The organism is Micromonospora sp. NPDC048839 (assembly GCF_040649915.1).
In the GTDB taxonomy this organism is placed as follows: domain Bacteria; phylum Actinomycetota; class Actinomycetes; order Mycobacteriales; family Micromonosporaceae; genus Micromonospora.
This window is the reverse complement of sequence record NZ_JBEZGL010000029.1, coordinates 35,392-56,661: the sequence shown is the minus strand read 5'-3', so window position 1 is coordinate 56,661 and position 21,270 is coordinate 35,392. Positions and strand designations below refer to the sequence as shown.

The window sequence follows — 21,270 nt, the reverse complement described above, 5'->3', positions numbered from 1 at the left end:
ATACGGCCGCAATAAGTCATTGCGGCCGTATAGGTTACTAGTTAGCTGTGCAGGTCAGCGGCACCCTCGGAGACTGATGACAGAATCCGCCGCCCCCATGGCGGGCAGGCGTGGTAGTACGTGGCTGCCTCGATGGCTTGCAAGTAGCTGGTGCTGCGCGACCGGGAGCCGGCTACGACCAGGCACTCACGGGCCTCGGAGACGACGGCCAACATCGAATCATGCAGGTCGGCGTAGCGCGCCAGCAGTTCCGGACCGTCCCCAGCCGCGGTGAGGTGGCGGTCTTGGTGGGCGAACAGTTCGTCGATGGACTTGCCGTAGATGGCGCACAGCGTCTGGCGGTGCGCGTTGCTGGTGGTGTGACGTCCCAGTTCCCACCCGCTGATCATGGTCGGGGTGACGCCGGAATGCCCGCCGGGCGTGCGCTGGTCGAACGCCTCAACGACTTTCTCCAGCGTCCACCCGCGCCCCTGCCGGGCGCGACGCAGCGGTGACGGCTCTCGGGTTGCCTGACGATGAGTGATGGTGTCCACCTCCCGGTCGCCGACTTCCCGGTTCCCGCTAGTGACCAGGCACGGTCATCTCGCGGCTCGGCGAGTCGGCGGTGACCTTTTCGCAGATGCTCAGAAGTTCGGGGTGGTTGCGCAGTTTGGTGTATCCCTGGGGAGGGTGGAACCCGCCCAGCTCAGTTCTGAGCTGCTCCAACGGCATTCCCGGGTACTCCGCGACTCGCAGGATCGGGATAGCGAACGCGCGGTCCAGGTCTCGCACGTACTCGAGGACCGAGGCACCGTTGCCGGTGCGGGTCCGCTCGGCGATCTCGGCGATCTTCTCTGGAGCATCCACGACGGCTGGCCCGAGGTCGATGACCGCGCCGAGCCGACCTACCGGCCCAGTGAGGTAGACGTACCAGCGCACCGATTGGCCCGTCAGGAACCGGCGCCGGAATTCGTGGGTCTTCTCGCCGGCCCAGATCAGGTCGTAGTAGATGGGGTTCAGCGACATGAGCACGGGTTCGCGGCTGTCGCTGAGGGGTTCGTCGTCGCCGAAAAGGCTGGGCTGCGCGGTCTGGGGGAAGGCGTTCATCGTCACCCGACCCATACTGCGGTCGATGGCGGCCGTGGTGTTGCTGCCCGCCTCCGTCGGTGTGTCGGAGCCTCCGTCAGCGTGAACACGTCAGGCCGATTCGGTCTTGAGTCGTCCGCCCGTGTACGGCTGCGCGGGCCGTTCGAAGCAGGCGCCGGAAACCCTGGTCTCGACGGTGCGGACGTGCCGGAAACCCTGCCCCCGGTAGTAGGCGTGCAGCCGGGTGTTCGTCGTCCATGCGTCGAGGCGCAACCAGGTCAGCCCGGCCTCGTAGGCTCGACCACCGGCCCAGTTGAGCATCTCGCCGCCCAGATTCGCGCCGGAGTGTTGGAGCGGGATCATCATCTTCGCCGCGTAGAGCGCGTCGGCCGGGTCGTCCTCCGGGTACCACAGCGCCTCGGGATCTCGGTCGGGCTTCCACAGGCCGTCGACATCGACGTAGGCGGTCAGCGTGATCGTCGCGACCGGGTCGTCTCCGTCCCACACAATCCAGGTCTGCCCTGCAGAGACGGTAGAGGCGATGGCGGATCGCGGCAAAGGAATCGACCACTGCTGTTCGCCTCGCGCGGCCAGCCAGGCAACGCGTTCACGTCGCCAGCTCATGATGAGGTCGACGTCGGTCAGCCTCGCGGGGGTGATTATCACGCTGGCTCCTCCCGGTCGCGGAACTTCGCGATTACGTCGGCGTCGCCCAGCGTGTTGACGATTCGGTTGCGGTCGCCAGCGAACGGCGTCACGGACACCCGCACGGCTCGGTCGACTGAGAAGCCGGTGCGGACGTAGAGCAGCACGGGCGTGCCGGCGGCCAGGTCGAGCATCTTCGCCTCTGCCGGTGTAGGCATCCTGGCCATGATTTCGTCCTCGTAGGCGACCTGCTCGTAGCCGCGTTCGGCGAGCAGTCGGGTGGTGCCCTGCGCGATGTCCTTGGGCGACAGCAGTTCGGGTACCTCGTTGCACAGGTCCATGGGGTAGTAGGTGTCCTGAACTGAAGACGGCTGTCCGTTGACGAAGCGGACGCAGCGGCGCACCGCAGCAGGGGAGTCGGCTTCCACGCCGAGACGTTGGGCGAGTTCGGCGGACAACGCCTCGATGTGCAGCTCGAACTCCTGTGACGCGCTGTGTCCCTGCGCGGCGACCTCGGAGCGCCAGGCATCAGTCTCGGCGTAGCCGCCTGGAAACTCGGCGCGGCTGGCGTGGAAGGTCAGGGTTACGCGCTCGCGGACCACCATGCCGCCGCTGCGGCCCGGCACGCTCTCGACCAGGCCCTCGTTGACGAGCTGAGCGGTGGCAAGGCGAACGGTGTTGCGCGAGACCCCGTACTGCTCCTGAAACTGAGGTTCCGTCGGCAGTCGATCGCCAGCACGCAACTCACCGTTACGGATCTTCTCCCGGAGCTCGTTCGCGATCTTCTTGTACAGCGGGGGCACGCTCCCACCTTCTTCCATGTCGTACCAACCAATCTAGCCCTTTGGTCTTGACTGTGTGCTGGCGCACTGCAATGGTTGGTATCAATCCAACGTTACGCAACGTTGGGTGATGATCACCAGGGAGCAGGGATGAGCTTTCACGCCGGCGAGTTCGCTCGGGAGATGGAAAACGTCAACCGCGCCCTCGCAGAGGCGGCCGTGCTGCTGGCCGGACTCGATCAGGCCGACAGCGCCCGCGAGCTGCGTCCTCCCGGCTACTCGCCGCTCCGCACGCTTGTGGAGCAGGCCGAGAAATCCGCTGCCCGGGTGACCGAGTTTCTGCGGGAGCAGTCCCGCGCATGAGCCGGGTGCAGGGACCGTCGCGTTCCCCCGTGCGAGACGGTCCCTGCACCCCAGTGACGGGGTGCGTGGTCGAGTCAGGGGAGGGCCTGGCCACGCACCCCACAGAGGGAGGTGCGGACGTGAGGCGCTTCAAGTGGTTCGTCCCCCGGCAAGACGACCAGGCCTACCAGCCGTTCGGCATCTACTACGACGGCGCGGCTCCGCTCTACGGCCACCGCGGCGGCTGGAACCTGGCCGGCGCGACCGGCCCCGATCAGCCCACCGCGCAGGAGGCGGCCGCGACCAACCGCGAGTTTTGGGAGAACCTCGAGCGCGCAGCCGTCCTCCTTCGCGCCGAACGGGATCGCGGTGGCCGTGCGGCCCCCGTTGTCCCAGCGGAACCGGACGGGCGCCGCCGGGGAGACGAGGGGCCGTCAGCATGACGCGCCCCGGCGATGTTCCCGGCGTCGAGCCCGGCGCGCTGCTTCAACTCGGCGGCGATGACTGGTCGATCGGCCGCGACCTGGTCCCTGGCACCCCCCTGGACGTCGTCGTCGCGCAGCTCCGCACCGACCTGGCGCACCTCAGTGACGAGTGGATGTGGGTTCTCGGGCACCGACCCGAATGCACCCGCCCGCCCGTCCAGGAGCACCCGCCCTGCGTGGAGTTGCGCGTCAGCATCGCCGCTCTACGACGACACACCGCTGCCCCATGAGCGGCCTCGACGAGAGCGACCGCCCGGTCGACCGCTTCGATTCCGCCCGCAGGACGGTGCTCCAACACAAAGACGGCGGCACCTGCCATCAATGTGTCGACGGCGGCTGTGGTCAGCAGGCGTGGGCCATCGAGGAGCTAGCACAGCATCCGGGTGGGCTGCTTCTGCTGCAGCAGCTCCAACTTCTCAACCCCTCCAATCACCCGATACAGGAAGGCCAGCCGCGGTGAACACACCCCCTGGCACAGCCGGAGTGCCGGACCCCTCACACGCTCTCACTCACGTCCCGCCGCGTCGCCCGGTGCGCGCGGTAGGGACCGCACCCGCGCCGACCAGTCGCATCGCAGACGAGTTCTTCTTCATGGCCCACGACGACCAGACCGGGAAGCCTCGGCTCTTCGAGATCGCACTCTCGTTCGGGCTCGCCGCCGCGCTGCTCGCAGAGCTGTACTACGAGCGTCGGATCACCTTCGAGGGCAGGCGAATCCGGGTCGTGGCCACGTTCCAGCCGTCGGACTGGCTGCAACACGTCGTCCTTGCCCGGATCATCGCCGCGCCGCAGCACACCGACACGAGAACCTGGTTGGCGTTTCTGGCCGCCACCTCCTACGAGCAGGTCGCCACTCGGATGTGGCAGGACGGGCTCCTGCAACAGGAACAGACCCGCAGCTTCTGGCGCCAGCGCACGATCTACGTACCGACCGACATGAACACCGCAGCGTGGTCATGGGCGCGGATCTCACAGCACGCGCGCAACAACCGGCCGTTCGGCCACCTGGACGTCGCGCTGGCCGGGCTGGCGCTGGCCACCCATCTCGACACATCCCTGCTCGACGGCGCACCCCTGGCCGCCCGCGTGCACATGCGTCGCCTGGTGGCCGAGTCGTGGCCGCCGCTGCGCGACTTGCTCGCGGACCTCGGCGCCGCTCTGGGCAGGAACGTTCTGAGCCACCGCACGTCCTGAGTGCGGTTGATCCACACACCCCCTCCCGAAAGAGACTCCTCCATGCCACGTTCGAAACCCGACACAGTTTCCGCCGTCCTGGCTCGCGGCCGGCTCGGGATCCCTTCAGTGGTGTTCTTCGTGATAGCCGCCGCCGCACCGCTGACGGTCATAGCCGGCGGCGCGACCACCGGATGGTCCGTAACCGGCGTCGCAGGCATCCCCGTGGCGTACCTGGTCGTCGCCGCTGTGCTCGCCTTGTTCGCGGTCGGCTACGTCGCCATGTCCCGACGAATCGTCAACGCCGGCGCCTTCTACACCTACGTAACCCGCGGCTTCGGCCGACCAGCCGGGGTCGCTGCGGCCATGGTCGCGCTGGTGGCGTACAACGCCATGCAAATCGGGCTCTACGGTGGCTTCGGCGCAGTGCTCGCCCAATTCCTCGACGACCGGTACGGCTGGAACGTGACCTGGTGGCTCTGCGCGTTGCTCGCCTGGGTCGTCGTGGCGATCCTCGGCCTACTGCGCATCGACCTCAACGGCAAGGTGCTGGCCGTCATGCTCCTGGCCGAATGCGCCGTCGCCCTCGTCTTCGACGCCGTCATGGTCGCTCATCCCGCCGACGGAAGCGTCAGCTTCGACACCCTCGCACCGTCGCACCTCTTCACCGCCGGTATCGGCGCCGCATTGGTCACGGCCATCACCGGGTTCGTAGGGTTCGAAGGAACCGTCGTGTTCAGCGAGGAGACACGCGACCCGCGTCGCACCGTCGCCCGCGCCACCTACATCGCCGTCGGCGTCACCGGCCTGCTCTACGGACTGTCGGCGTGGGCAATGTCCGTCGCCACCGGACCAGACAAAATCGTGCAAGCAGCAACCGAGGACGGCACCGACCTCATCTTCAACCTGGTGTCACCGCATCTGGGGTCCAGCGTGGTGACCATCGGCCGGGTCCTGTTCATCACCAGCCTGTTCGCCGCGCTGCTCAGCTTCCACCACACCGTCGCCCGTTACCTGTTCGCGCTCGGCCGCGAGCGCGTTCTACCCGCTGTGCTGGGCCGCACCAGCCGACGCACCGGCGCACCCAAGGCCGGCTCGATCACGCAGAGCGCATTGGCGGTAGCCGTCCTCATAGGCTATGCGATAGCCAACGCTGACCCCATCGTGCACCTCTTCTTCTGGGTCACCGTTACAGGTGGTCTCGGCGTCTTGGTCCTCATGACCGCCACATCGGCAGCGGTCATCGGCTTCTTCGCGCGACTCAACCACAACGAGGGTGCCTGGCGCGCCCTCGTAGCGCCACTGATCGCGACGGTCGCGTTGCTCGCGATCCTCGGGGTCACCGTCAACGAGTTCGACACCCTTCTCGGCGTCGACCCCGACTCCCCCCTGCGGTGGCTCTTCCCCGCCGCGTACGCCGCCGCCGCTGTCGTCGGTGTCATCTGGGCGCTGATCCTGCGCCGATGGGCACAGCACACCTACGAGGCAATTGGACTCGGTGCCGACAGCGCCGCCGCCCCCCTCCGCACCCCCGACGTCCTCCGCCAGCCGGCGTGAGCAGATTCCCAGGAGCAACCATGACCGACACCAGCACCAGCCTGGGCGTGCGACGGGCGACACCCAGCGATGCCCAACCGCTCGTCTCCGTCCTCGCCGAAGCGTTCTTCGTCGGCCCGGTCGCCGACTGGCTGATCCCGGACCACAGAGACCGGCGGCTCGCCTACCACCGCTACTTCGAACTCGTCCTGGACCACGGTCTTGCCCATGGTCACGTCGACACATATGCGGACCTATCCGCCGTGGCGATCTGGTACCCCCGACTGACTCCGCCGGAACCCGGCTCCGCCGAACACCAAGAGGCACTGGAGCGCGCGACTGGGGCGTATGCGCCGAAGTTCGCCCTGCTGGAGGCGATGTTCGAGGCGTACCACCCGCACGACGCGCACCACTACCTGGCCTACGTGGCTGTCGACCCGAAGCAGCAGCGCCGCGGCCTGGGGACCAGGCTGTTGAGCGGCTATCACCAGCAGCTCGACGCGCTCGGCATGCCGGCCTACCTGGAAGCCACCAACAACCGCAACCGCAGGCTCTACCAACGGCTCGGATACCTACCGGGCCCGTCGATGCACCTACCCACCGCCGGGCCGGAAATCTGGCGGATGTGGAGGGCCCCGCGCGGTGCTACCGTCCCGGACGCGTTCTTCGCACCGCCGCTACCACCTCGGCAGAGCCAGTGAACCCGGGCGCAACGATGATCGCCCGCCCAGCCACCCAGGCAGACGTCGCCAGCATCGCGACCATGCTGACCGCCGAGTTGCACACCGACCCGATCGCCGAATGGCTGGTACCAGACGCAGGGCAGCGACCCAACGTCTTCCACAGGCTGCTGGCGATCGAGATCGACCACGCCGTGGAGCGGCGGGATGTCGACGTGCTCGTCGACATGTCGGCCGTCGCAATGTGGAGCAGGTCTTCCGACGATGACCGGAGCGCTCTCGCCGACTACCACTTGAGCACCGCCACCGGCCGGTACCTGCCACGCTTCCAGCAACTCACCTCGGCCCTGTGCAGCTACCGATCGGCCGCCCCGCACCACTGGCTGTCGTGGTTGTCCGTGCACCCGGACTTCCGCAGGCAAGGCCTGGCCCGGGCACTTCTCGTGCAGCACCACCAGGTCGTCGACGAACTCGGCTACCCGATCTCCGCCGTCGTGACGACGGAGGCGGCCCGCGATTTCCTCACCGCTCACGGCTACCACGCCGCCCTCCCACTGCACCTTCCCAGCGGGCCCGTCCTCTGGCCCCTGACCCGCCACGGCCGGCCCGCCCGCCGTGGCGGCACCCGGCGGCCACACGACGGCGTTTCCCGCCCGGACGTCGGCTGCCCTGACCAACGAAATAGCCACCAGGCCGGCGCGGACGACCCAGCGCACAGCCTCCCGACCGCACTCACCGACAGGAGCCGGTCATCATGACCGATAACACCGACACGTTGTCCACCGCCCAGGATTGGCGCACGGCGACACGGAAAACACTCACGCGACTGCTGACCGATCAACTAGACCGCGTCGGCGTCCGCCCCGGGCAACGAGTCCTGGACCTCACCGGTGCCGCCGACCGCGAGCATTTGTCCCGCCTGGTTGGTCCGAGCGGGCACCTCTTCGCCATCGACGACTTCCACGGGGCGGCGCACTGGTCCGCCGATCCAGACGGCTACGACGTCGTCCTGTCAGATCGCCAGCCAGATCAACTCGACGCGCTCGCACCCTTGACCGCGTCGCTCCGCCCCGGTGGATGGCTCATCCTCGCGGGTATCCTCCCCGCTCCGCCGGTCATCTATGCCGCTGGTCCGGGCGCTACCAGCGTCATCGACAGGGTCGTCCGGGCGATCCACGCCCTCACTCCGTCGCCGGCAGGGCCGTGCTCGGCCGAGGACACCATCGGACTGCTCATCCGCTTAGGTGTGGACCACGTGTGCACTAGCACCCTGACCGAAACCAGCCGCGGCGGCGGCCCCGGTTGCACCCGCTACCGCCACGTGGCCCGACGCGTGCGCGACCAGCTCACCGCCGCTGGTCTATCCAACGCCGAACTCGATCAGTTCGACGAAGCATTCCAGGACCCGAGCGTGGTGCTCACCCTGAGCCGCTGCGTCACCGTCCACGCCCAAATGAGCGCAGCCTAAGGCCGGCGCGCACCACCCCGACCCTGAGCGAGTCGGCACCGACCGACCGGACCTGCAAACCAACCGGCACCGGGCGCGCTGCGACGCTACGCGGCCCGGTGCCGGTCCCCCACCGCCCAGCGAGGAATCAACTCACGATGCCCATGCCACGACCGACCGATCCTGCCCGCCGTATGGCGGTAGGCGTCCTCGGCAGCGTCCTGCTCACCGCCTGCCAGACGGGCACGCCCACGTCCCCGCCAACGCACCGCGTACTGCCGCCGTCCGCGTCTCCCGCATCCGGGAGGCCATCCGCCGCAGTTCCGCCCGTCAGCGTCACAGACCCCGGCCTCACCCCGCAGGAGCGGCTGATGGCCCTGGCGGCGAACGTCGGCGCCACCCCCGAAGACGACACCGGCCAGCTCCCCTACACGTACCTGCACGTTCAGACGTGGGCCCGCTCCACCAACGCGATCACCAGGACCGACCTGCAAACGTGGCGGCGAAACGCTGATGGCTCCGGGCAGGAAGCGGTTCGCAGGCTTCCAGACCTGTCCGGCGTCAACCATCGGCCACGGCCAGAAGAGCGGCACCTGCTCGCACGCTCCCCGGCAACGATCACGAAGCACGCCCGCGGGGGCCTTCACCCGCACCTGCCCGAGCCACTGCCGACCGACCCTGCCCCCCTCAGCGGCCTGCTGGCGCCGCGCGAGCTGGCCGACGAGACCGCGTACCCGCGAATGCTCATCCACGGCGTAGTCGGGCTGGCCGTCAGCCAGTACCTTGGCCGTGACCAGCGCGCGGCGTGCCTGCGGGTCCTCGCCGGCCTCCGGCGCATCACCTACGGGGGCGTGACCAGAGACGTGGCCGGACGTCCTGGCCTCGCCTTCACGGTGGCCGCTGGAGGCTCGACCCTAACCCTCGTCGTAGACGCTCGAACCGGCGAACTACTCGCGGCCGAAGAACGGGTCGCCGGAGCCCGTTCGGGCCTGTTCTCGCACTACCTGATCCTCGAACGCGGCCACACGGTGCGAGCTGGAGTCGCCGTCCGACCCTGAACTGCCCGTCCGGTCGGGTAGGAGGACCCGGGAGTAGCGACCGCGCGGCATCCGAAGGGTAACGGATCCGCCACCCGAGGTCGCTCTTCCGGGTCTGCCTGTTTTCCCTGCACGCCTTGCCCCCGAGTCGGCTTCATTAACCGCTTCCGGGCCGAGCACTGCGCGTAGGAAGCTGCCGCTACCGTTGTCCCTGTCCCCCGACAGCCGAACACTGCTGCCGGAGGACCACCCGTGGACATCATCAGCCGCGCCGAATGGGGCGCCCGCGCCCCCGAGTCCCGCTCCACCGTGCCCTGGTCCAAGCGGACCGTCTTCATGGGCCACTACTCGGCCGCCAGCGCCACCCAGACCCCCCGCCAGATTCAGGACTACCACATGCGGGTCCGGGGCTGGAGCGACATCGGCTACAACTTCTTGATCAACTCCGTCACCGGCGACCTCTACGAGGGCCGCGGGTGGACCGTCCTCGGCGCACACTGCGCCGGCCACAACACCGAGTCCATCGGCGTCTGCGTCATCGGCAAGGACCAGGCTGGCCGCCAGGACGTCTCCGACGCCGCCCGCCGCGCCTTCAAGTGGCTCTACGACGAGGCCAACGCCCGCAAGGGCAAGCGGCTTACGCTGCTCGGCCACCGCGACCGAGGGTCCACCGAGTGCCCCGGTGACGAGATCTACGCCTGGCTCAAGGCGGGCCTGCCGATCGTCGGGCAGCCCCCCACGACGCAGCCGAAGCCGCCAGCCGGCACGAAGCCCGCACCGGGCACGCCGATTGCGTTCCCCTTGCCGAGCGGTTGGTACTTCGGGCCGTCCACCGGCCCGGACCACTCGGTGTCCGGAAAGTACAAGCGGACCTTCCAGGGCCGCTCCGACAGGGCATGGCTCCAGGAGTGGGCGAATCAACTCGCCCGCCGGGGCTGGTCAGTCGGCAAGGGCCGCAGCTGGCTCGGCAAGGCCGGCAACGACGGCATCTACGGCCCGGAGTACCGCGCGTTGGCCCTGGCCTTCCAGAGGGACCAGGACCTGGACCAGGACGGCTTGATCGGTCGCCACACCTGGGACGCCGCCTACCGCAACCCGGTGCGCTGAGCACCCCGCTGATCCCGTGAGGTGGCACGTCGGTGTGGCTGTCTGGGCAGGTCATCAGGGCCGCCGCCGGGGACGTGTCCGGCCTCACCGTGGCGGTGGGCGCACTCGCGGTCCTGGCGACCATCGTCACGGCGCTGCTGGGGCTGCGCGGCACCCTGCGGACCAGCGACGTGCAGCGGGAGGTCGACTTCGACAAGCGGGTCGACGCCCGGCTGGCCTTCCTGGAGCAGCGCGTTCAGCACCTGGAGTCGGAGCTGCACCGCTACCAGGAGATGTACGCCCGGCTGCGGTTGGGCGTCTACGGCGCCGGCCTCGACCCGGACGCGCTACCGAGAGGGGGCCCCGGTGACCAGGCACAGCAGTAGCAGGCAGTACGAGCTGCTGACCGACGAGCCGGTGCTGCTGCACAACCCGCGCCGGCAGCTCGTGAAGCTGCTGACGCTGTACGCCGCGCTGCCGCTGATCTGTGCCACCGCGGGGGCGTACGTCGCGTACATGCTGGCGATGGGCAGCGTCGACCAGCGGCTCCAGGGCCTGGAGCGCGACATGGCCGAGCGGCGCGCGGCGGCGCGTGCCGAGGACCGGGCGCGCGACGAACGGCTAGCGCAGACCCGCCGGGATCTGTGCGTGGTCCTGGACCGGCTTGCCCCCAGGGACGAGTCGGTGCAAGAGCTGCGCCGGCGATACCAGTGCGCCGCCCCCGGTCCGGCGCCGTCGCCGCAGCCGCCGTCCGGCAGCGGAGGCCCGCCGGCCAAGGGACGCGTCGACGCGTCGCCCACCCCTCGGCCCGGACCGACTCCCGGTACGGCCGGTCCGACCGGACCGGCCGGGCCGGAAGGACCGCCGGGCAAACCGGCACCCAGCCCGCCGCCCGAACCCACGCCCGAGCCCGATTCCCGTCCAGCGCTGGTGTGCGTGCCGCTGCTGGACCTGTGTGTGTGACCAACCCGAGGAGAGAGCCATGACGAGTCCCGCGACCCCCACCACCCAGACCCGCCACCCGTGGCGGGCCACTGCCCGTACGGTCTTCGCCGCCACGGTCGCCCTGCTGTCGTTGCTGCCCACCGTCGCCATCGCCGGCGGCGTCGACGACGTGCCGCTCATCGCCCAGGCCGTCGCCGTGGCCGCCGGCGTGACCCGGGTCCTCGCGCTGCCCGGCGTCGAGGACTTCCTCCAGCGCTTCCTGCCGTTCCTGGCCGCCGCGCCGGCCGGGGAGGCGCTCCCGGCCGCACCGCCGGCCGCGCCGGACTCGATGCCCCAGCGGACCACCGGCACGACCTTCCGCGACAGCGACTTCCGCTGACGCACAAGCGAGGAGGGCGACCCCGGACCGGGGTCGCCCTCCTTCGTCATCTGGAGCCCACGCGCTGCATCCCGCCCAGCGCTCGGGCAAACGAGTCGTCAGTCTCCTCGTCGGACCACTCCTCGCGGTCCTCCAGGTCCGCCTCCGTCGGCGGAGCCTCCAGCGCCTGCCGGAACTTCGCCACGTCCTTCTCCGTGCCGCCCTCCACCCACCAGGCGTAGATCACGTCCAGCAGCGACGGCAGCGGCAGGTCCAGCGGCTCCCGGCCGGTGCGCAGCAGCATCGAGCCGTGGAACTCGGGCCAGCGTTTGACCGCCAGGGTCAGGAGTCGCTGCCCGACCCAGTAGGGCGGGCCGACCACTCCTCGCACACGTGCTGAAAGATCGCCATGGCGTCGGTGAAGTCGAACTCGTCGTTCGTGTTCAGCAGCCGCCTCTTGAACACCGCCAGGCTCGGCGGGTCCAGCGTCTGCTCGAAGAAGTCGAGCACCGCCGCCACCTGGTCCGCCTCGGTCCGGCTCGACGAGGCCGCCGCCATCAGGTACGCCAGCTGGGCGTCTTTCGGCGCCCGGCACACCATCTTCACCTTGTCCAGCTTGAACTTGACGTCCGGCAGCTTCTTGGCGTCGCCGGATTCCGCCACCTTCGCGCTGGTCGTGAACTCCCTCATCTGCTTCCTCCCCTATGAGCGGACGATCCGGAACCCCGCCGAGACCGCCACTTCCTCCATCGCCTCACGCAGCCACGGCTGCGCCCGCGTCCCCGGGTGGTTCACCAACGTCGTGAACACCACCTGACCGCCCGTCTCGAACCGCAGCACCCCGCCCGGCCGCCGAGGCCGGATCTGGTGCGGCTTGGTCCCGCCGTGGACCATCGCCGCGTACTCCGTGTCGTTCACCACGAAGCCGTACACCTGGCCGGACCGCACGCCGACCTCCTCGCGGTGCGCGGAGCGGAGCCGACCGGTGTCCACCGGGCACTTCAACACCGCCCGGGTCCGCACCCGCCGGGCCACGCTGCGCACGAACGACAGCACCGGCCCGACCGGGCCGGTGAGCAGCTGCCGCATCTCCCCCGCGAACAGGTCGACGCGCGTGTTGACCCGCACCCCCATCAGCGCCGCCGGGTCCGTCTCGGACCGTCGCCGTCGGCGGCCGCCGTGGTGGTCGCCTCCGCGGCGTCGCCGCGCTCTTCGCCGCCGGCCGCCGCGGTGGCGGTCGGCTCGGCGTCGCCGCCCTCCAGGACCTCGTACCGGCCGGCGTCGACGAGCGTCGCCAGCCGAGGACCCCACTCGACGTTGTGCAGCACCGCGCCGTCGGCGACGCCCGGCATCGCCGTCAGCGCCTTCACCGTGACCTTCTGGCCGCTCCGCATCAGCCTTCCTCCTCGCACACGCAGACGTTCGTCATCACCGCGACCAGGACCTCCTGGCCGACGCAGCCGCCGGACGGGCCGACGCTGGCCTGCTCCCCGATCCACACGTCCTCAACGGACTCGAACTTCTGCAGCTCGCACAGCACCGCCCGCCGGATCCGGCCGGCGTCGTCGGCCAGCTCCGCCGCCGACCGCTCGAGTTCGACCCCGGTCGGCGGGTTCCCTTGGTCGTCGGGGCTCGGCGCGCACCGGGCGCTGCCGGCGCCCAACTCCACCGCCCAGAACGCCCCGGGGTCGTTGCCCGCGCCGAGCGGCGTGCCGCGCCCGTTCGGGAAGTCCCCCGCCAGCACCGGGTACGTCCGCACGATCCGCACCCACGCCTGCCCGTCGCAGCACGAGTCGATCGCCACGTCCCGGCCGGGAACCACCGCGCACACGTCCGGCGCCCCGCCGAGCGCTTCGGCCAGCGCGTCGCCGACGAGCACACGCAGTCGCACCGCGACCGGCCATGCCACGTCGTCGGCGACCTGCGCCACTGGCTCCGTCACGACCTCCTCCTTCTGCCCCGGTCCAGATCCGGCGACCACACCACCGAGTCACGAGGCAGCCGGTGCGGGTTCACGATCCGCAGCCACTGGTCGACCTCCGGCAGCCCCGTCATGCCGTCCTTGGCGAGCTGCGCCGGGTCGACGAACGTCTGCTGCACGCCCTGGCGCACCAGCGACTGCACCCGGCGGGGCAGCCGGCACGTGGTGTCGCTGACCATCGCCTTCGCCAGCTCGCAGGCCATGTGCCCGGCGGCGATCTTCCCGCCGGCCGGCACCTCCACGCCCCGCTCGTACGTCACCGCCCACGCGCCCGGCTGGTCGTCGGCCACCGTCAGGTCCTGCCGCTCCGGCCAGCACTTCCCGTCGACGCGCACCAGCCACCGCCGGTCGTACACCGCGTACGCCGCCGCCGGCACCTCCTGGCCGTCGACGAGCACCCGGGTGACCGCGTGAACCGGACCGGGCAGGCTCAGCTCCCACCCGGACGAGCTGCACGAGCAGATATGCCCGACGCAGCCGCAGAACGCGACCGCCAGGCTGCCGTACGACAGCGGCAGCCACCGCTCCAACCGCAGCCAGGCGTCGTGGTCGTTGCGCCGGCACGGCCGCACCGTCGTCGGGCAGACGCCGTACCGGCGGCCGGACAGCGCCCAGACGATCTCCGTGGCGAGTTCCGTGGCCGCCGTCCGGGCCGCCTCGTCGATGGCGTCCCAGCCCTTGCAGTACGCCGTGTTCAGCGGCCACTGGCACGGGCCGGTCCGCACCGGCTGCGTCACCGCTACCTCAGACCGCGGGGGCGACGAACGACTTGAAGCGCGACGCGCCCGTGGTCGTGTCGGTGACCGTGATGAGGTACGTCCCGGGGGCCGCGTACTGGTGGCTCACCTTCGCCGCCACGGCCGGGCCGATCGTCTGCGCGCCGTCGCCCCAGTCCACCGTGTACGGGTGCACCGGCGGGCCCGCCGGCACGTACGTCGCCGTGTACTCCGCCGTCATGTCCGTCGCGTCCGTCGCGTCGGCGGCCACGGTGCCGTCCGGCGGCCGCTCGGTCAGGCCGCACGTCGGCGCCGGCGGCGGCAGCTGCGTCCAGTCGAGGTGGAGCAGGTCGAAGTCGCCCATCGGGCTCTCCAGCGCCTCGACGCCCGTCGACCGTAGGTACACGTCGTACGGACCGGTCCCCCACCCCGGATTCTCGATCGCCTTGCCGGTCAGGGTGAAGCTCGCCGCCCCGTTCTCGATCGTGAAGTCACCGATCTGCCCGTCGATGATCTGCGGGAGCAGGAAGTACCCGAAGCGGGGCCGCTGCACCGCGCCGGCCGCGCACTTCTTGAGCGCCGTCCCCGACCACAGCTCCAGCGCAACCGCCGAGTCGAGGTTCACCTTGCTGGTGATCCGCAGGCCCGTCGCGTTGCCGTCCTCGTCGAGCACCACCGGCATCCCGGTGAACAGTGTGTACAGCTCCGGGTCGACCCGGCCGGCCGTCACCGTCACGTTGTACAGCTTGATCCGCCGCCGAGCCGGCTCGTAGACCAGGCTGTCGCCGTTGGCGTCCTTCTGGTCGATCTCCTCGCCGTCGTCGACCTCGGCCGCGTACTCGACCGAGACGAAGCCCTTCGACGTGACGTGGACCGGCCAGCCTCCGGCGCCCAGGATCGGGTCACCGCACACCCCGAGCTTGGTGGCCCGGAGCATCTTCCCCTTCACAGGGGTATCGCACACTGCGGACATCAGCACATCCTCAACAGGAGAGCTCCATGCCCGGCCCGCAGCCAGCGGCGAATACCCCGCCAGCGTAGCCGAGAGGGCGCTGGCCCCGGGTGGGACACAGCGCCCTCAGCGTCGTGCTGTCGGCCGGCTCTCCTCCACGGCGAAGCGGGGCGGCACCTGGTGGGTGCAGCCCCGCTTCTTGTTACGGCCGGACAGGGCCCGGCAGCCCCGTCACAGCGTCCGGCCGTCGATCACCTCGACCTCCATGCCCAGCTCGGCGGCCTTCGCGCGCAGCGCCGGCTCCACCTCGTCCCACGCGGGCCCGTCGAGCACGTACGCGGAGCGGCTGTCGCCCTTCACCGTCGTCACCATGACCGCGGTACGGACGTCGAGCACCTTGCCGCTGCGCTCGCAGACGATCTGCCGCATCACGCCGTGCCGCAGCACCTCCCGGCTGATGAACTTCTCCCGGTCGGCGTCGTTGTCGGCCAGCAGCGCCCGGAACACGTCGCTCGACATCAGACCCTCCCGGCCGGGGTCAGCCACGGTCCGGCCAGCGGCGGCCCGGCCGGGGAAGGCGGCGTCATCCGCGCCGTGCCCTCGACGACCTGGCCACGGCATCCGGCGCACACCACCTCGGTCACCGGGCCCAGCGCCAGGTCGACCGGCGTCTTCACCGCCCCCTTGCAGGCCACGCACGGCAGCGACAGCAGCCGAGGCAGCCGCATCCCCAGTAGCAGCATGTCGCGAGGCACCAGCGTCTCCCTCGGCTGCCCGCCCTGCGGGCGGATGACCAGGTTGACGCAGCTCGGGAAGTCCAGCACCGACTGCACGTCGGCGATCTCCACCAGCTTGCCGAACAGCAGTACCTCGTCGCGGCGGCGCAGCTCGTCCGTCCGGATCGCCTGGCTGCCCTGTCCCCTCATCTCAGCGGTCATGCCGCCGCCCCCTCTCGCTCCAGCCAGCAGAGCCGGCTCTCCACATCGACCACCAGCTGCTCGGTCAGCCCGGACCACACATCGGCCGGCAACGTCGCCAGGTGATGCCACAGACCGGCGTGGGCCGCGTAGACGTGCAGCGCGCCCAGGCCGTGCTCCCACAGGTAGGCCCAGCCGTCGCCGTCGTCGGGCGCGTCCTCGCCCATCCGGCCGACGAGCGCCCGGCCGGACACCTCGGCGCGAGCCGCGCGCCCCATGCCGCACACGTACGCCCACTCGGGGCGCCGCTCGGCGACGGCCGCCTCCGGCCACGGCGTGCAGGCCAGCACCGACCAGTCCCGGCGCAGCAGCGCCTCCACGAACTCGGCGGTGTCCCGCCGGAAGGTCCGCGCCCAGATCACCCGCAGCTGCGCGAGGGTCCAGGTGGGCTGGCCCTCCAGCTCGACGGTCCGGGCCCGGTACCACCGGCTCCCCGGGGCGAACTGCCCCACCAGCGCCCTCATCTCACAACCTCCCGCCTGCGGTCGCGGACCGCCTCCATGTAGCCCCGGAAGTCGCTCGCCCTCCACTGGGCGGCGTAGCCCGCCTTCTGCACGTCCAGCACTTCCGTCATCGGCAGGCTCGGCAGCTCGTGCACCGACCAGCACGCCCACGGCTTCCACTGCTTCGGGCCGCGCTCGGGAAGCACGCCCAGGTAGACGTGCAGCCGGTGGTCGCCGAACAGGTACGCCCACTCGCGGTCGCCCGCGTTGGCCGAGGCGAGGTGCCCGGCCTCCGGCTCCGGCCCGCCGTGGCTCGGCACGCCGACGAGGTGCCCGGCGGTGCCGGTGCCCGGCAGGGCGTACAGCCGCGACCAGTCGCAGCGCATCAGCTCGTCGACGGCCGCCTGGACGTTGTGCCCGAGCATGTCGTGCACCAGCACGGACAGGGCGGGCACGATCATCGTCGGGCAGGCGTCGTGCTGGACGTGCCTCGCCCGGTAGAACCCGCCGGCACCCTCGGTGCCGATGAGCGCTCTGAGACCCACGTTTACCTCCACGTGAACATTGGGTCGAACCGATACCTTGCGCTGTCCGGCCGCAATCGTCAATAGCGGCCGTACAGCGAGAGCCCATCTAGGAACTCCGCACCGGGGCCGGGCAACCGCCCAGCCCCGCCTGCGCAGCCACTAGCTGGCCGCGTCCACGCTCCAGAACTCCGTCTCGCCGTGCCAGGCCACGACCGTGTGCGGCGACGGCGCACCGTCCGCCAGCCAGGCCAGCATCTTCTCGGCAACCTGCTCGCGGTACCGGCGCGCGACCAGCATCTGGCAGTACGCCCACACGCCGTCGCGGTTGCCGACGACCCGCGTCGACCCGCCACCCCAGCTCGCCACCACGAACTCCACCGAGGGCCCCTCCTCGGCCGGCCGCGCGTCGCACTCGTCGTCCGGGTCGTCGTCCAGCTCGGCCGCGTGCCTACAGTCCGGCTGGTGTGCCTCGTCGCGGTGCTCCCCGCAGTGGACGCAGCAGCTCTTCTCGTCCAGGCAGTTGAACCGCCCGCATTGCTCGATCGCCAGGCGCATGCCGGCCTGCACGGTGCTTTTGCCCATCTCGACCTCCACGTGAATCAGGGCAATGTGTACACAATTATTGTATGCGACAAGCCCTCTCACGTACACATTTTATGTACGAGCAGGGCTGTGTAGCAGGTCACACAGGGGCAGCTCAGAACAGTCGCCCCTGCCGGAACACGGCCTCCGCGTCGAACGTCGACGAGGCCGGCGGCAGGGGCGGCAGAGGCGGCGGGGGCGGCGTCTTCGGCTTCGCCTTACGCAGGTGCCGGTCCAACGCGCTCTCCGGCGTCGGTAGCTCCAGGACGTGCCGCACCGCCGCGATCTGCCGGGCCAACTTCCACGCCCGCTGCATCTCGTCGATCGCGATCTGCCGGTGCTCCAACGCCTCGTGCATCCACTGGTCCAGCAGTCCGTCGCCGCAGCCGACGATCACCCGGAGGCCCAACCCCCACAGGTGGAAGTTCACCGCGCACAGCGCCGCCGCCAGCGGGTCGAGGTCGTTCGCCCACCACTCGCACGTCGTGGGGTCGAGCCCCTTCTCCCGCATCGCCTGCGCGGCGCCGAGCAGCATCGTGCCCGTGCCGGCGCACGGCTCCAGGATCCTCGCGCCCTCGTCCGGAGCAACCATCCGGCCGAGCAGCATCGTCACGCTCTCCGGGGTGAGGAACTGGCCGATGCCCTTCTTGCCACCGTGGCTCTTCATCGTCTGGAGCAGCATTCCCAGCAGGTCCGCCTCGCCCCAGCCGTCCGGGCCGCACCGTCCGAACAGGCCCTTGCGCAGCGCCGCCTGGCCGACGGCCTGCACCGCGCGCAGCATCGTCTCGCCCTGGTCCTCATCGGTCCACGACCACAGGTGCTTCGTCCGCGGGTTGAGGTCGGGCCGGATCGCCGCGAACTCGCACCACAGCCGCTGCATCAGCAGCCCGAACCCCTCGTGGTCCAGGCGCTCGAACATCTCGGCCAACTCCGCAAGCCGGTCGGGATCCTCCGTCTCCCGGGCTACCAGCGCCAGGGCGGCCACCACCGACATCGGCACCTCGATCCGCGAGCCGCCGTACCGGCTGTGCCACGCGTAGTCGACCGCCTCGGCGATGTCCCGCGCGTGCTGCCGCGGGTCGGTCGGCACGGCGTTCGCGCGCCGCGCCACTGTCGTTGTCGTCATCTCTCTCCTCCACGTGAACCGCCGGCCTCCCGCCGGCGGGAACGGCAGCGCCCCCGCCGCCATCTGGCAGCGGGGGCGCTCGGGGTCGGTCAGCAGCAGTTGCCGCACACCCCCGACGCGGGCAGCACGGTGAAGCACCGCCCGCACATCGACTTGCGCACCTCGGCCACCTCGCGCTCGTTCGCGCGGCGCTGCCGCGCGGCCTCCCGGCGCTCGCGCTCAGCCCGCACCCGCGCGTTGTGCTCCCGCACCCGCCGGTAGTGGGCCAGGCGGGCACGCTCCTGCTCCTCCGTCTCGCGCGGGAACAGGCCCTCTCCGGCCACCAGGCGCTCGCGGAAGCTCGCCGTCAGCTGCTCCAGCGCCTCGATCGTGCGGGTCATCTGGTAGCTCATCTCGCGGGCCATCGGGCACTCCTCACGCGGTTGGGGCAGCTTGCTGTACATATTCATTGTATGTAGACAGCACTCCTCATGTACAGGTTTTATGTATGCCTTGGACTGTGGAGCGGGCCACACAACGGCGACACCCCCCGCGCCGCGTGGCGCGAGGGGCGTCGGTCCGCTCAACTCACTGCTGCTCGGCCAGCTCCGGCCGGGCCTTCTTCACGCTCTCGGCGACGATCGCCAGGGCCTGCCGCCGCTCGGCCAGCTTCATCAGCGCAGCGTCCACCGCCGCCGCCTTGCCGCTCACGGCGGCCAGCAGGTCGCCGCGCACCGACGCCCGCAGGTCGCCCGCCTTCGCGGTCACCATCGCGTCCTCGGTCGCCCCGATGAGCTCGCAGGAGTGCCGCTCCAGCTCCCGCTCGGCCTCCACCACCTGCCGCGCCAGCATGGCGACCGGGCCCCACTGGTCGGCGGCCTCAGCCTTGACGCCGAACTCGGTGGCCAGCTCGTCGACCCGCTCCTGCATCTCTCTGTCCTCCTGTAAGGGTAGCGCGTTGCGTACATCTTCATTGTATGCGAGTTTCGGGCTTGCGTACAATCTTTATGTACGCCTCGGGCCGTGGAGCGGGTCACACAAAGCGCCGCCCCACCTGGCACGGGGAAGAGCCAGGCAGGGCGGCGCGCGTCCGAGGCGTGGGGTCTACCGGCCACTCCGCGAGGTACGCGACGACCGGGACGCCCTCGCCGACGGCTGGGAGGACCCGCCGTTCGACTCAGCGTCCGCCTCGGACACGTCGGCCCCGGCGTCAGCCGACGTGCTCTCTTCGCCGATATCAGCCGCCGGCTCGCTCGGCGTCTCGACGACGCGCCCGGCGTCAGCCGGCATGCTCCCCTCGCCGACATCAGCCGCCGGCTCGCCCGGCGTCTCGACGACGCGCCCGCCGCCGGTAGCCAGCACCTGCTCAGCCAGGTCGTCCGGCACGTCGAACGCCAGCCCCAGTGGGCCGTCACTCGTGGTCAGCACCTCGTCGTGCCGCTCCTTGCCGGCTACGGCGAGCAGTTGCCGCGCGAGGGTCTTCGCGTCCTCGCGGTCCTTCGGGTAGATCAGGGGCATGTCTCCTCCTACGCCGGCACGCCCGGCAGCTTGACCTTGACCGCCGCCACCGCGCAGCTCCACCCCACCGTGTAGAACCGCTCGGCGACCGCGAACACCTCGTTGTCCTTGCGGTCCAGGGACTCGTCCAACTTCGGCAGGTACACCGCCGACCGCCGCACCATCACCGGGCCCGTCCCGTACAGCCACGCCTCACCGGCGGCCGGCACCGCACCACCTGGGCCAACGCCGGTCGTCTGCGCAAACACGATCGGGTCGCCCAACGGGCACACGAGCCGCGGGCCCTCGATCCGCGACTGGCCCTTCTCTGCGAACCACCCGGCCGTCCACCGGGGTGCCCACAGCGCACCCAGCACGCCAGCCCGGTCGCTGATGTGCGCCTCCAGCAGGCCCACGCCCGTCTCCAGCGGCACAGGCGCCGTCTCCGAGTCCGCCAGCACCTCGGTATCGGCGTCCGCCAGGTACGTCGCATTCTCGGCCTCGCCGGTCCACACGTAGTGCTCCAGCGACTGCTGCTCGACTAGGGCGAGGGCCCGCCGCCCACGGTCCAGCAGATCGGGTCGGGCCGTCGACCGGCCGGTCAGCCCGGCGTACAGCCGGATGACTGCGGCCTGCACGCTCGGCACGCCGTCCGGCAGGGCCATCGCCGCGCGATCCGGGTCCGAGGCCGCTGCCAGGTTCGTCGGAGCCGGGGAGTCGACGCACTGCGGCTCCCACTCCACGCCAGCCTGAAACTCGCGCTGGTCGGCCGGGTCGACCACCGCCGCCGCCGAGAACAGGCCGTACTTGTAAGGCGTCGTCGCCGGGGCTTCCACGTACACCAGGGGCTGCGTCACCCGTCATCTCCTCCGGGGAGGGGGCCGCGCCGCGCGGGCGCGGCCCCCGTCG

35 protein-coding genes are annotated in these 21,270 nt (G+C 70.5%); 14 read left to right on the top strand and 21 right to left on the bottom strand.

The window, feature by feature from the left end; genetic code table 11:
* Positions 1-41: 41 nt before the first annotated feature.
* The 4 genes from AB0C25_RS34255 to AB0C25_RS34240 form a co-directional block, all read right to left on the bottom strand.
* Entirely contained in the window at positions 42-533 is a 492-nt protein-coding gene (locus AB0C25_RS34255; RefSeq protein ID WP_357378977.1) for a helix-turn-helix transcriptional regulator, read from the bottom strand.
* Positions 534-561: 28 nt separating this feature from the next.
* A complete protein-coding gene (locus AB0C25_RS34250; protein ID WP_357379029.1) occupies positions 562-1,086 on the bottom strand; it encodes a hypothetical protein in 525 nt (174 codons plus the stop codon).
* A 90-nt stretch (positions 1,087-1,176) separates the two neighbouring features.
* Complete coding sequence (locus tag AB0C25_RS34245; RefSeq protein WP_357378975.1) at positions 1,177-1,572, bottom strand: GCN5 family acetyltransferase; 396 nt, start codon at positions 1,570-1,572, stop codon at positions 1,177-1,179.
* A gap of 155 nt (positions 1,573-1,727) precedes the next feature.
* Entirely contained in the window at positions 1,728-2,513 is a 786-nt protein-coding gene (locus tag AB0C25_RS34240) for a GntR family transcriptional regulator (protein ID WP_357378973.1), read from the bottom strand.
* 129 nt (positions 2,514-2,642) lie between these two features.
* Here AB0C25_RS34240 and AB0C25_RS34235 point away from each other — a divergent pair, with 129 nt between their 5' ends.
* The 14 genes from AB0C25_RS34235 (at position 2,643) to AB0C25_RS34170 (ending at position 11,602) form a co-directional block, all read left to right on the top strand.
* Positions 2,643-2,855 carry a hypothetical protein gene (locus tag AB0C25_RS34235; RefSeq protein WP_357378971.1) on the top strand — a complete coding sequence of 71 codons (213 nt, stop codon included), beginning with the start codon at positions 2,643-2,645 and terminating at the stop codon, positions 2,853-2,855.
* 119 nt (positions 2,856-2,974) lie between these two features.
* A complete protein-coding gene (locus AB0C25_RS34230) occupies positions 2,975-3,277 on the top strand; it encodes a hypothetical protein (RefSeq protein WP_357378969.1) in 303 nt (100 codons plus the stop codon).
* Positions 3,274-3,549, top strand: coding sequence for a hypothetical protein (locus AB0C25_RS34225; RefSeq protein WP_357378967.1), 276 nt, complete (start codon positions 3,274-3,276; stop codon positions 3,547-3,549). The genes AB0C25_RS34230 and AB0C25_RS34225 overlap by 4 nt, the downstream gene beginning before the upstream one ends.
* Positions 3,546-3,779 (top strand): hypothetical protein, encoded by a 234-nt coding sequence (locus AB0C25_RS34220; RefSeq protein WP_357378965.1) that lies wholly within the window; start codon positions 3,546-3,548, stop codon positions 3,777-3,779. Before AB0C25_RS34225 ends, AB0C25_RS34220 begins: the two co-directional genes overlap by 4 nt.
* A 71-nt stretch (positions 3,780-3,850) precedes the next feature.
* Positions 3,851-4,513 carry a GPP34 family phosphoprotein gene (locus AB0C25_RS34215; RefSeq protein WP_357378963.1) on the top strand — a complete coding sequence of 221 codons (663 nt, stop codon included), beginning with the start codon at positions 3,851-3,853 and terminating at the stop codon, positions 4,511-4,513.
* Positions 4,514-4,555: 42 nt separating this feature from the next.
* Positions 4,556-6,049, top strand: coding sequence for an APC family permease (locus AB0C25_RS34210; protein ID WP_357378961.1), 1,494 nt, complete (start codon positions 4,556-4,558; stop codon positions 6,047-6,049).
* Between the two features lie 20 nt (positions 6,050-6,069).
* Positions 6,070-6,729: a GNAT family N-acetyltransferase gene (locus tag AB0C25_RS34205; protein ID WP_357378959.1), complete on the top strand. Its 660-nt coding sequence runs from the start codon at positions 6,070-6,072 to the stop codon at positions 6,727-6,729.
* Positions 6,730-6,743: 14 nt separating this feature from the next.
* Positions 6,744-7,466, top strand: coding sequence for a GNAT family N-acetyltransferase (locus tag AB0C25_RS34200; RefSeq protein WP_357378957.1), 723 nt, complete (start codon positions 6,744-6,746; stop codon positions 7,464-7,466).
* A gap of 17 nt (positions 7,467-7,483) precedes the next feature.
* Entirely contained in the window at positions 7,484-8,176 is a 693-nt protein-coding gene (locus AB0C25_RS34195; RefSeq protein WP_357378955.1) for a hypothetical protein, read from the top strand.
* 350 nt (positions 8,177-8,526) lie between these two features.
* Positions 8,527-9,213 (top strand): hypothetical protein, encoded by a 687-nt coding sequence (locus AB0C25_RS34190; RefSeq protein ID WP_357378953.1) that lies wholly within the window; start codon positions 8,527-8,529, stop codon positions 9,211-9,213.
* 231 nt (positions 9,214-9,444) lie between these two features.
* Positions 9,445-10,299, top strand: a complete 855-nt coding sequence (locus AB0C25_RS34185) for an N-acetylmuramoyl-L-alanine amidase (RefSeq protein ID WP_357378951.1) — start codon at positions 9,445-9,447, stop codon at positions 10,297-10,299.
* Positions 10,300-10,331: 32 nt separating this feature from the next.
* Entirely contained in the window at positions 10,332-10,664 is a 333-nt protein-coding gene (locus AB0C25_RS34180) for a hypothetical protein (RefSeq protein ID WP_357378949.1), read from the top strand.
* Positions 10,645-11,241 carry a hypothetical protein gene (locus AB0C25_RS34175; RefSeq protein WP_357378947.1) on the top strand — a complete coding sequence of 199 codons (597 nt, stop codon included), beginning with the start codon at positions 10,645-10,647 and terminating at the stop codon, positions 11,239-11,241. The genes AB0C25_RS34180 and AB0C25_RS34175 overlap by 20 nt, the downstream gene beginning before the upstream one ends.
* Before the next feature lie 19 nt (positions 11,242-11,260).
* On the top strand, positions 11,261-11,602 hold the full coding sequence (locus tag AB0C25_RS34170) for a hypothetical protein (RefSeq protein ID WP_357378945.1): 342 nt from the start codon (positions 11,261-11,263) through the stop codon (positions 11,600-11,602).
* Positions 11,603-11,648: 46 nt separating this feature from the next.
* Here the strand turns inward: AB0C25_RS34170 and AB0C25_RS34165 are convergent, their stop codons facing one another.
* From AB0C25_RS34165 to AB0C25_RS34085, 17 genes are all read right to left on the bottom strand, one after another.
* Positions 11,649-11,963: a hypothetical protein gene (locus tag AB0C25_RS34165; RefSeq protein ID WP_357378943.1), complete on the bottom strand. Its 315-nt coding sequence runs from the start codon at positions 11,961-11,963 to the stop codon at positions 11,649-11,651.
* A complete protein-coding gene (locus AB0C25_RS34160; RefSeq protein ID WP_357378941.1) occupies positions 11,924-12,271 on the bottom strand; it encodes a hypothetical protein in 348 nt (115 codons plus the stop codon). The genes AB0C25_RS34165 and AB0C25_RS34160 overlap by 40 nt, the downstream gene beginning before the upstream one ends.
* 12 nt (positions 12,272-12,283) lie before the next feature.
* The gene (locus AB0C25_RS34155) at positions 12,284-12,709 is read right to left on the bottom strand and encodes a hypothetical protein (protein WP_357378939.1); all 426 of its coding nucleotides are present in this window, start codon (positions 12,707-12,709) and stop codon (positions 12,284-12,286) included.
* A 5-nt stretch (positions 12,710-12,714) separates the two neighbouring features.
* Positions 12,715-12,975, bottom strand: a complete 261-nt coding sequence (locus AB0C25_RS34150; RefSeq protein WP_357378937.1) for a hypothetical protein — start codon at positions 12,973-12,975, stop codon at positions 12,715-12,717.
* Positions 12,975-13,523 (bottom strand): hypothetical protein, encoded by a 549-nt coding sequence (locus AB0C25_RS34145; protein WP_357378935.1) that lies wholly within the window; start codon positions 13,521-13,523, stop codon positions 12,975-12,977. The genes AB0C25_RS34150 and AB0C25_RS34145 overlap by 1 nt, the downstream gene beginning before the upstream one ends.
* Positions 13,520-14,299: a hypothetical protein gene (locus tag AB0C25_RS34140; RefSeq protein WP_357378933.1), complete on the bottom strand. Its 780-nt coding sequence runs from the start codon at positions 14,297-14,299 to the stop codon at positions 13,520-13,522. Before AB0C25_RS34140 ends, AB0C25_RS34145 begins: the two co-directional genes overlap by 4 nt.
* A 7-nt stretch (positions 14,300-14,306) precedes the next feature.
* Positions 14,307-15,227: a hypothetical protein gene (locus AB0C25_RS34135; RefSeq protein ID WP_357378931.1), complete on the bottom strand. Its 921-nt coding sequence runs from the start codon at positions 15,225-15,227 to the stop codon at positions 14,307-14,309.
* Positions 15,228-15,461: 234 nt separating this feature from the next.
* Complete coding sequence (locus AB0C25_RS34130; protein WP_357378929.1) at positions 15,462-15,749, bottom strand: hypothetical protein; 288 nt, start codon at positions 15,747-15,749, stop codon at positions 15,462-15,464.
* Complete coding sequence (locus AB0C25_RS34125) at positions 15,749-16,168, bottom strand: hypothetical protein (RefSeq protein ID WP_357378927.1); 420 nt, start codon at positions 16,166-16,168, stop codon at positions 15,749-15,751. The genes AB0C25_RS34130 and AB0C25_RS34125 overlap by 1 nt, the downstream gene beginning before the upstream one ends.
* Positions 16,165-16,671 carry a hypothetical protein gene (locus AB0C25_RS34120; protein WP_357378925.1) on the bottom strand — a complete coding sequence of 169 codons (507 nt, stop codon included), beginning with the start codon at positions 16,669-16,671 and terminating at the stop codon, positions 16,165-16,167. The genes AB0C25_RS34125 and AB0C25_RS34120 overlap by 4 nt, the downstream gene beginning before the upstream one ends.
* Positions 16,668-17,195 carry a hypothetical protein gene (locus AB0C25_RS34115; protein ID WP_357378923.1) on the bottom strand — a complete coding sequence of 176 codons (528 nt, stop codon included), beginning with the start codon at positions 17,193-17,195 and terminating at the stop codon, positions 16,668-16,670. Before AB0C25_RS34115 ends, AB0C25_RS34120 begins: the two co-directional genes overlap by 4 nt.
* A 141-nt stretch (positions 17,196-17,336) precedes the next feature.
* The gene (locus tag AB0C25_RS34110) at positions 17,337-17,759 is read right to left on the bottom strand and encodes a hypothetical protein (RefSeq protein WP_357378921.1); all 423 of its coding nucleotides are present in this window, start codon (positions 17,757-17,759) and stop codon (positions 17,337-17,339) included.
* A 115-nt stretch (positions 17,760-17,874) separates the two neighbouring features.
* Complete coding sequence (locus AB0C25_RS34105) at positions 17,875-18,885, bottom strand: N-6 DNA methylase (protein ID WP_357378919.1); 1,011 nt, start codon at positions 18,883-18,885, stop codon at positions 17,875-17,877.
* Positions 18,886-18,974: 89 nt separating this feature from the next.
* Positions 18,975-19,328 (bottom strand): hypothetical protein, encoded by a 354-nt coding sequence (locus tag AB0C25_RS34100; protein ID WP_357378917.1) that lies wholly within the window; start codon positions 19,326-19,328, stop codon positions 18,975-18,977.
* Positions 19,329-19,452: 124 nt separating this feature from the next.
* Complete coding sequence (locus AB0C25_RS34095; RefSeq protein WP_357378916.1) at positions 19,453-19,794, bottom strand: hypothetical protein; 342 nt, start codon at positions 19,792-19,794, stop codon at positions 19,453-19,455.
* A 174-nt stretch (positions 19,795-19,968) separates the two neighbouring features.
* Positions 19,969-20,382 carry a hypothetical protein gene (locus AB0C25_RS34090; RefSeq protein WP_357378914.1) on the bottom strand — a complete coding sequence of 138 codons (414 nt, stop codon included), beginning with the start codon at positions 20,380-20,382 and terminating at the stop codon, positions 19,969-19,971.
* A gap of 8 nt (positions 20,383-20,390) precedes the next feature.
* Positions 20,391-21,218, bottom strand: coding sequence for a hypothetical protein (locus AB0C25_RS34085; RefSeq protein WP_357378912.1), 828 nt, complete (start codon positions 21,216-21,218; stop codon positions 20,391-20,393).
* Positions 21,219-21,270 lie beyond the last annotated feature (52 nt).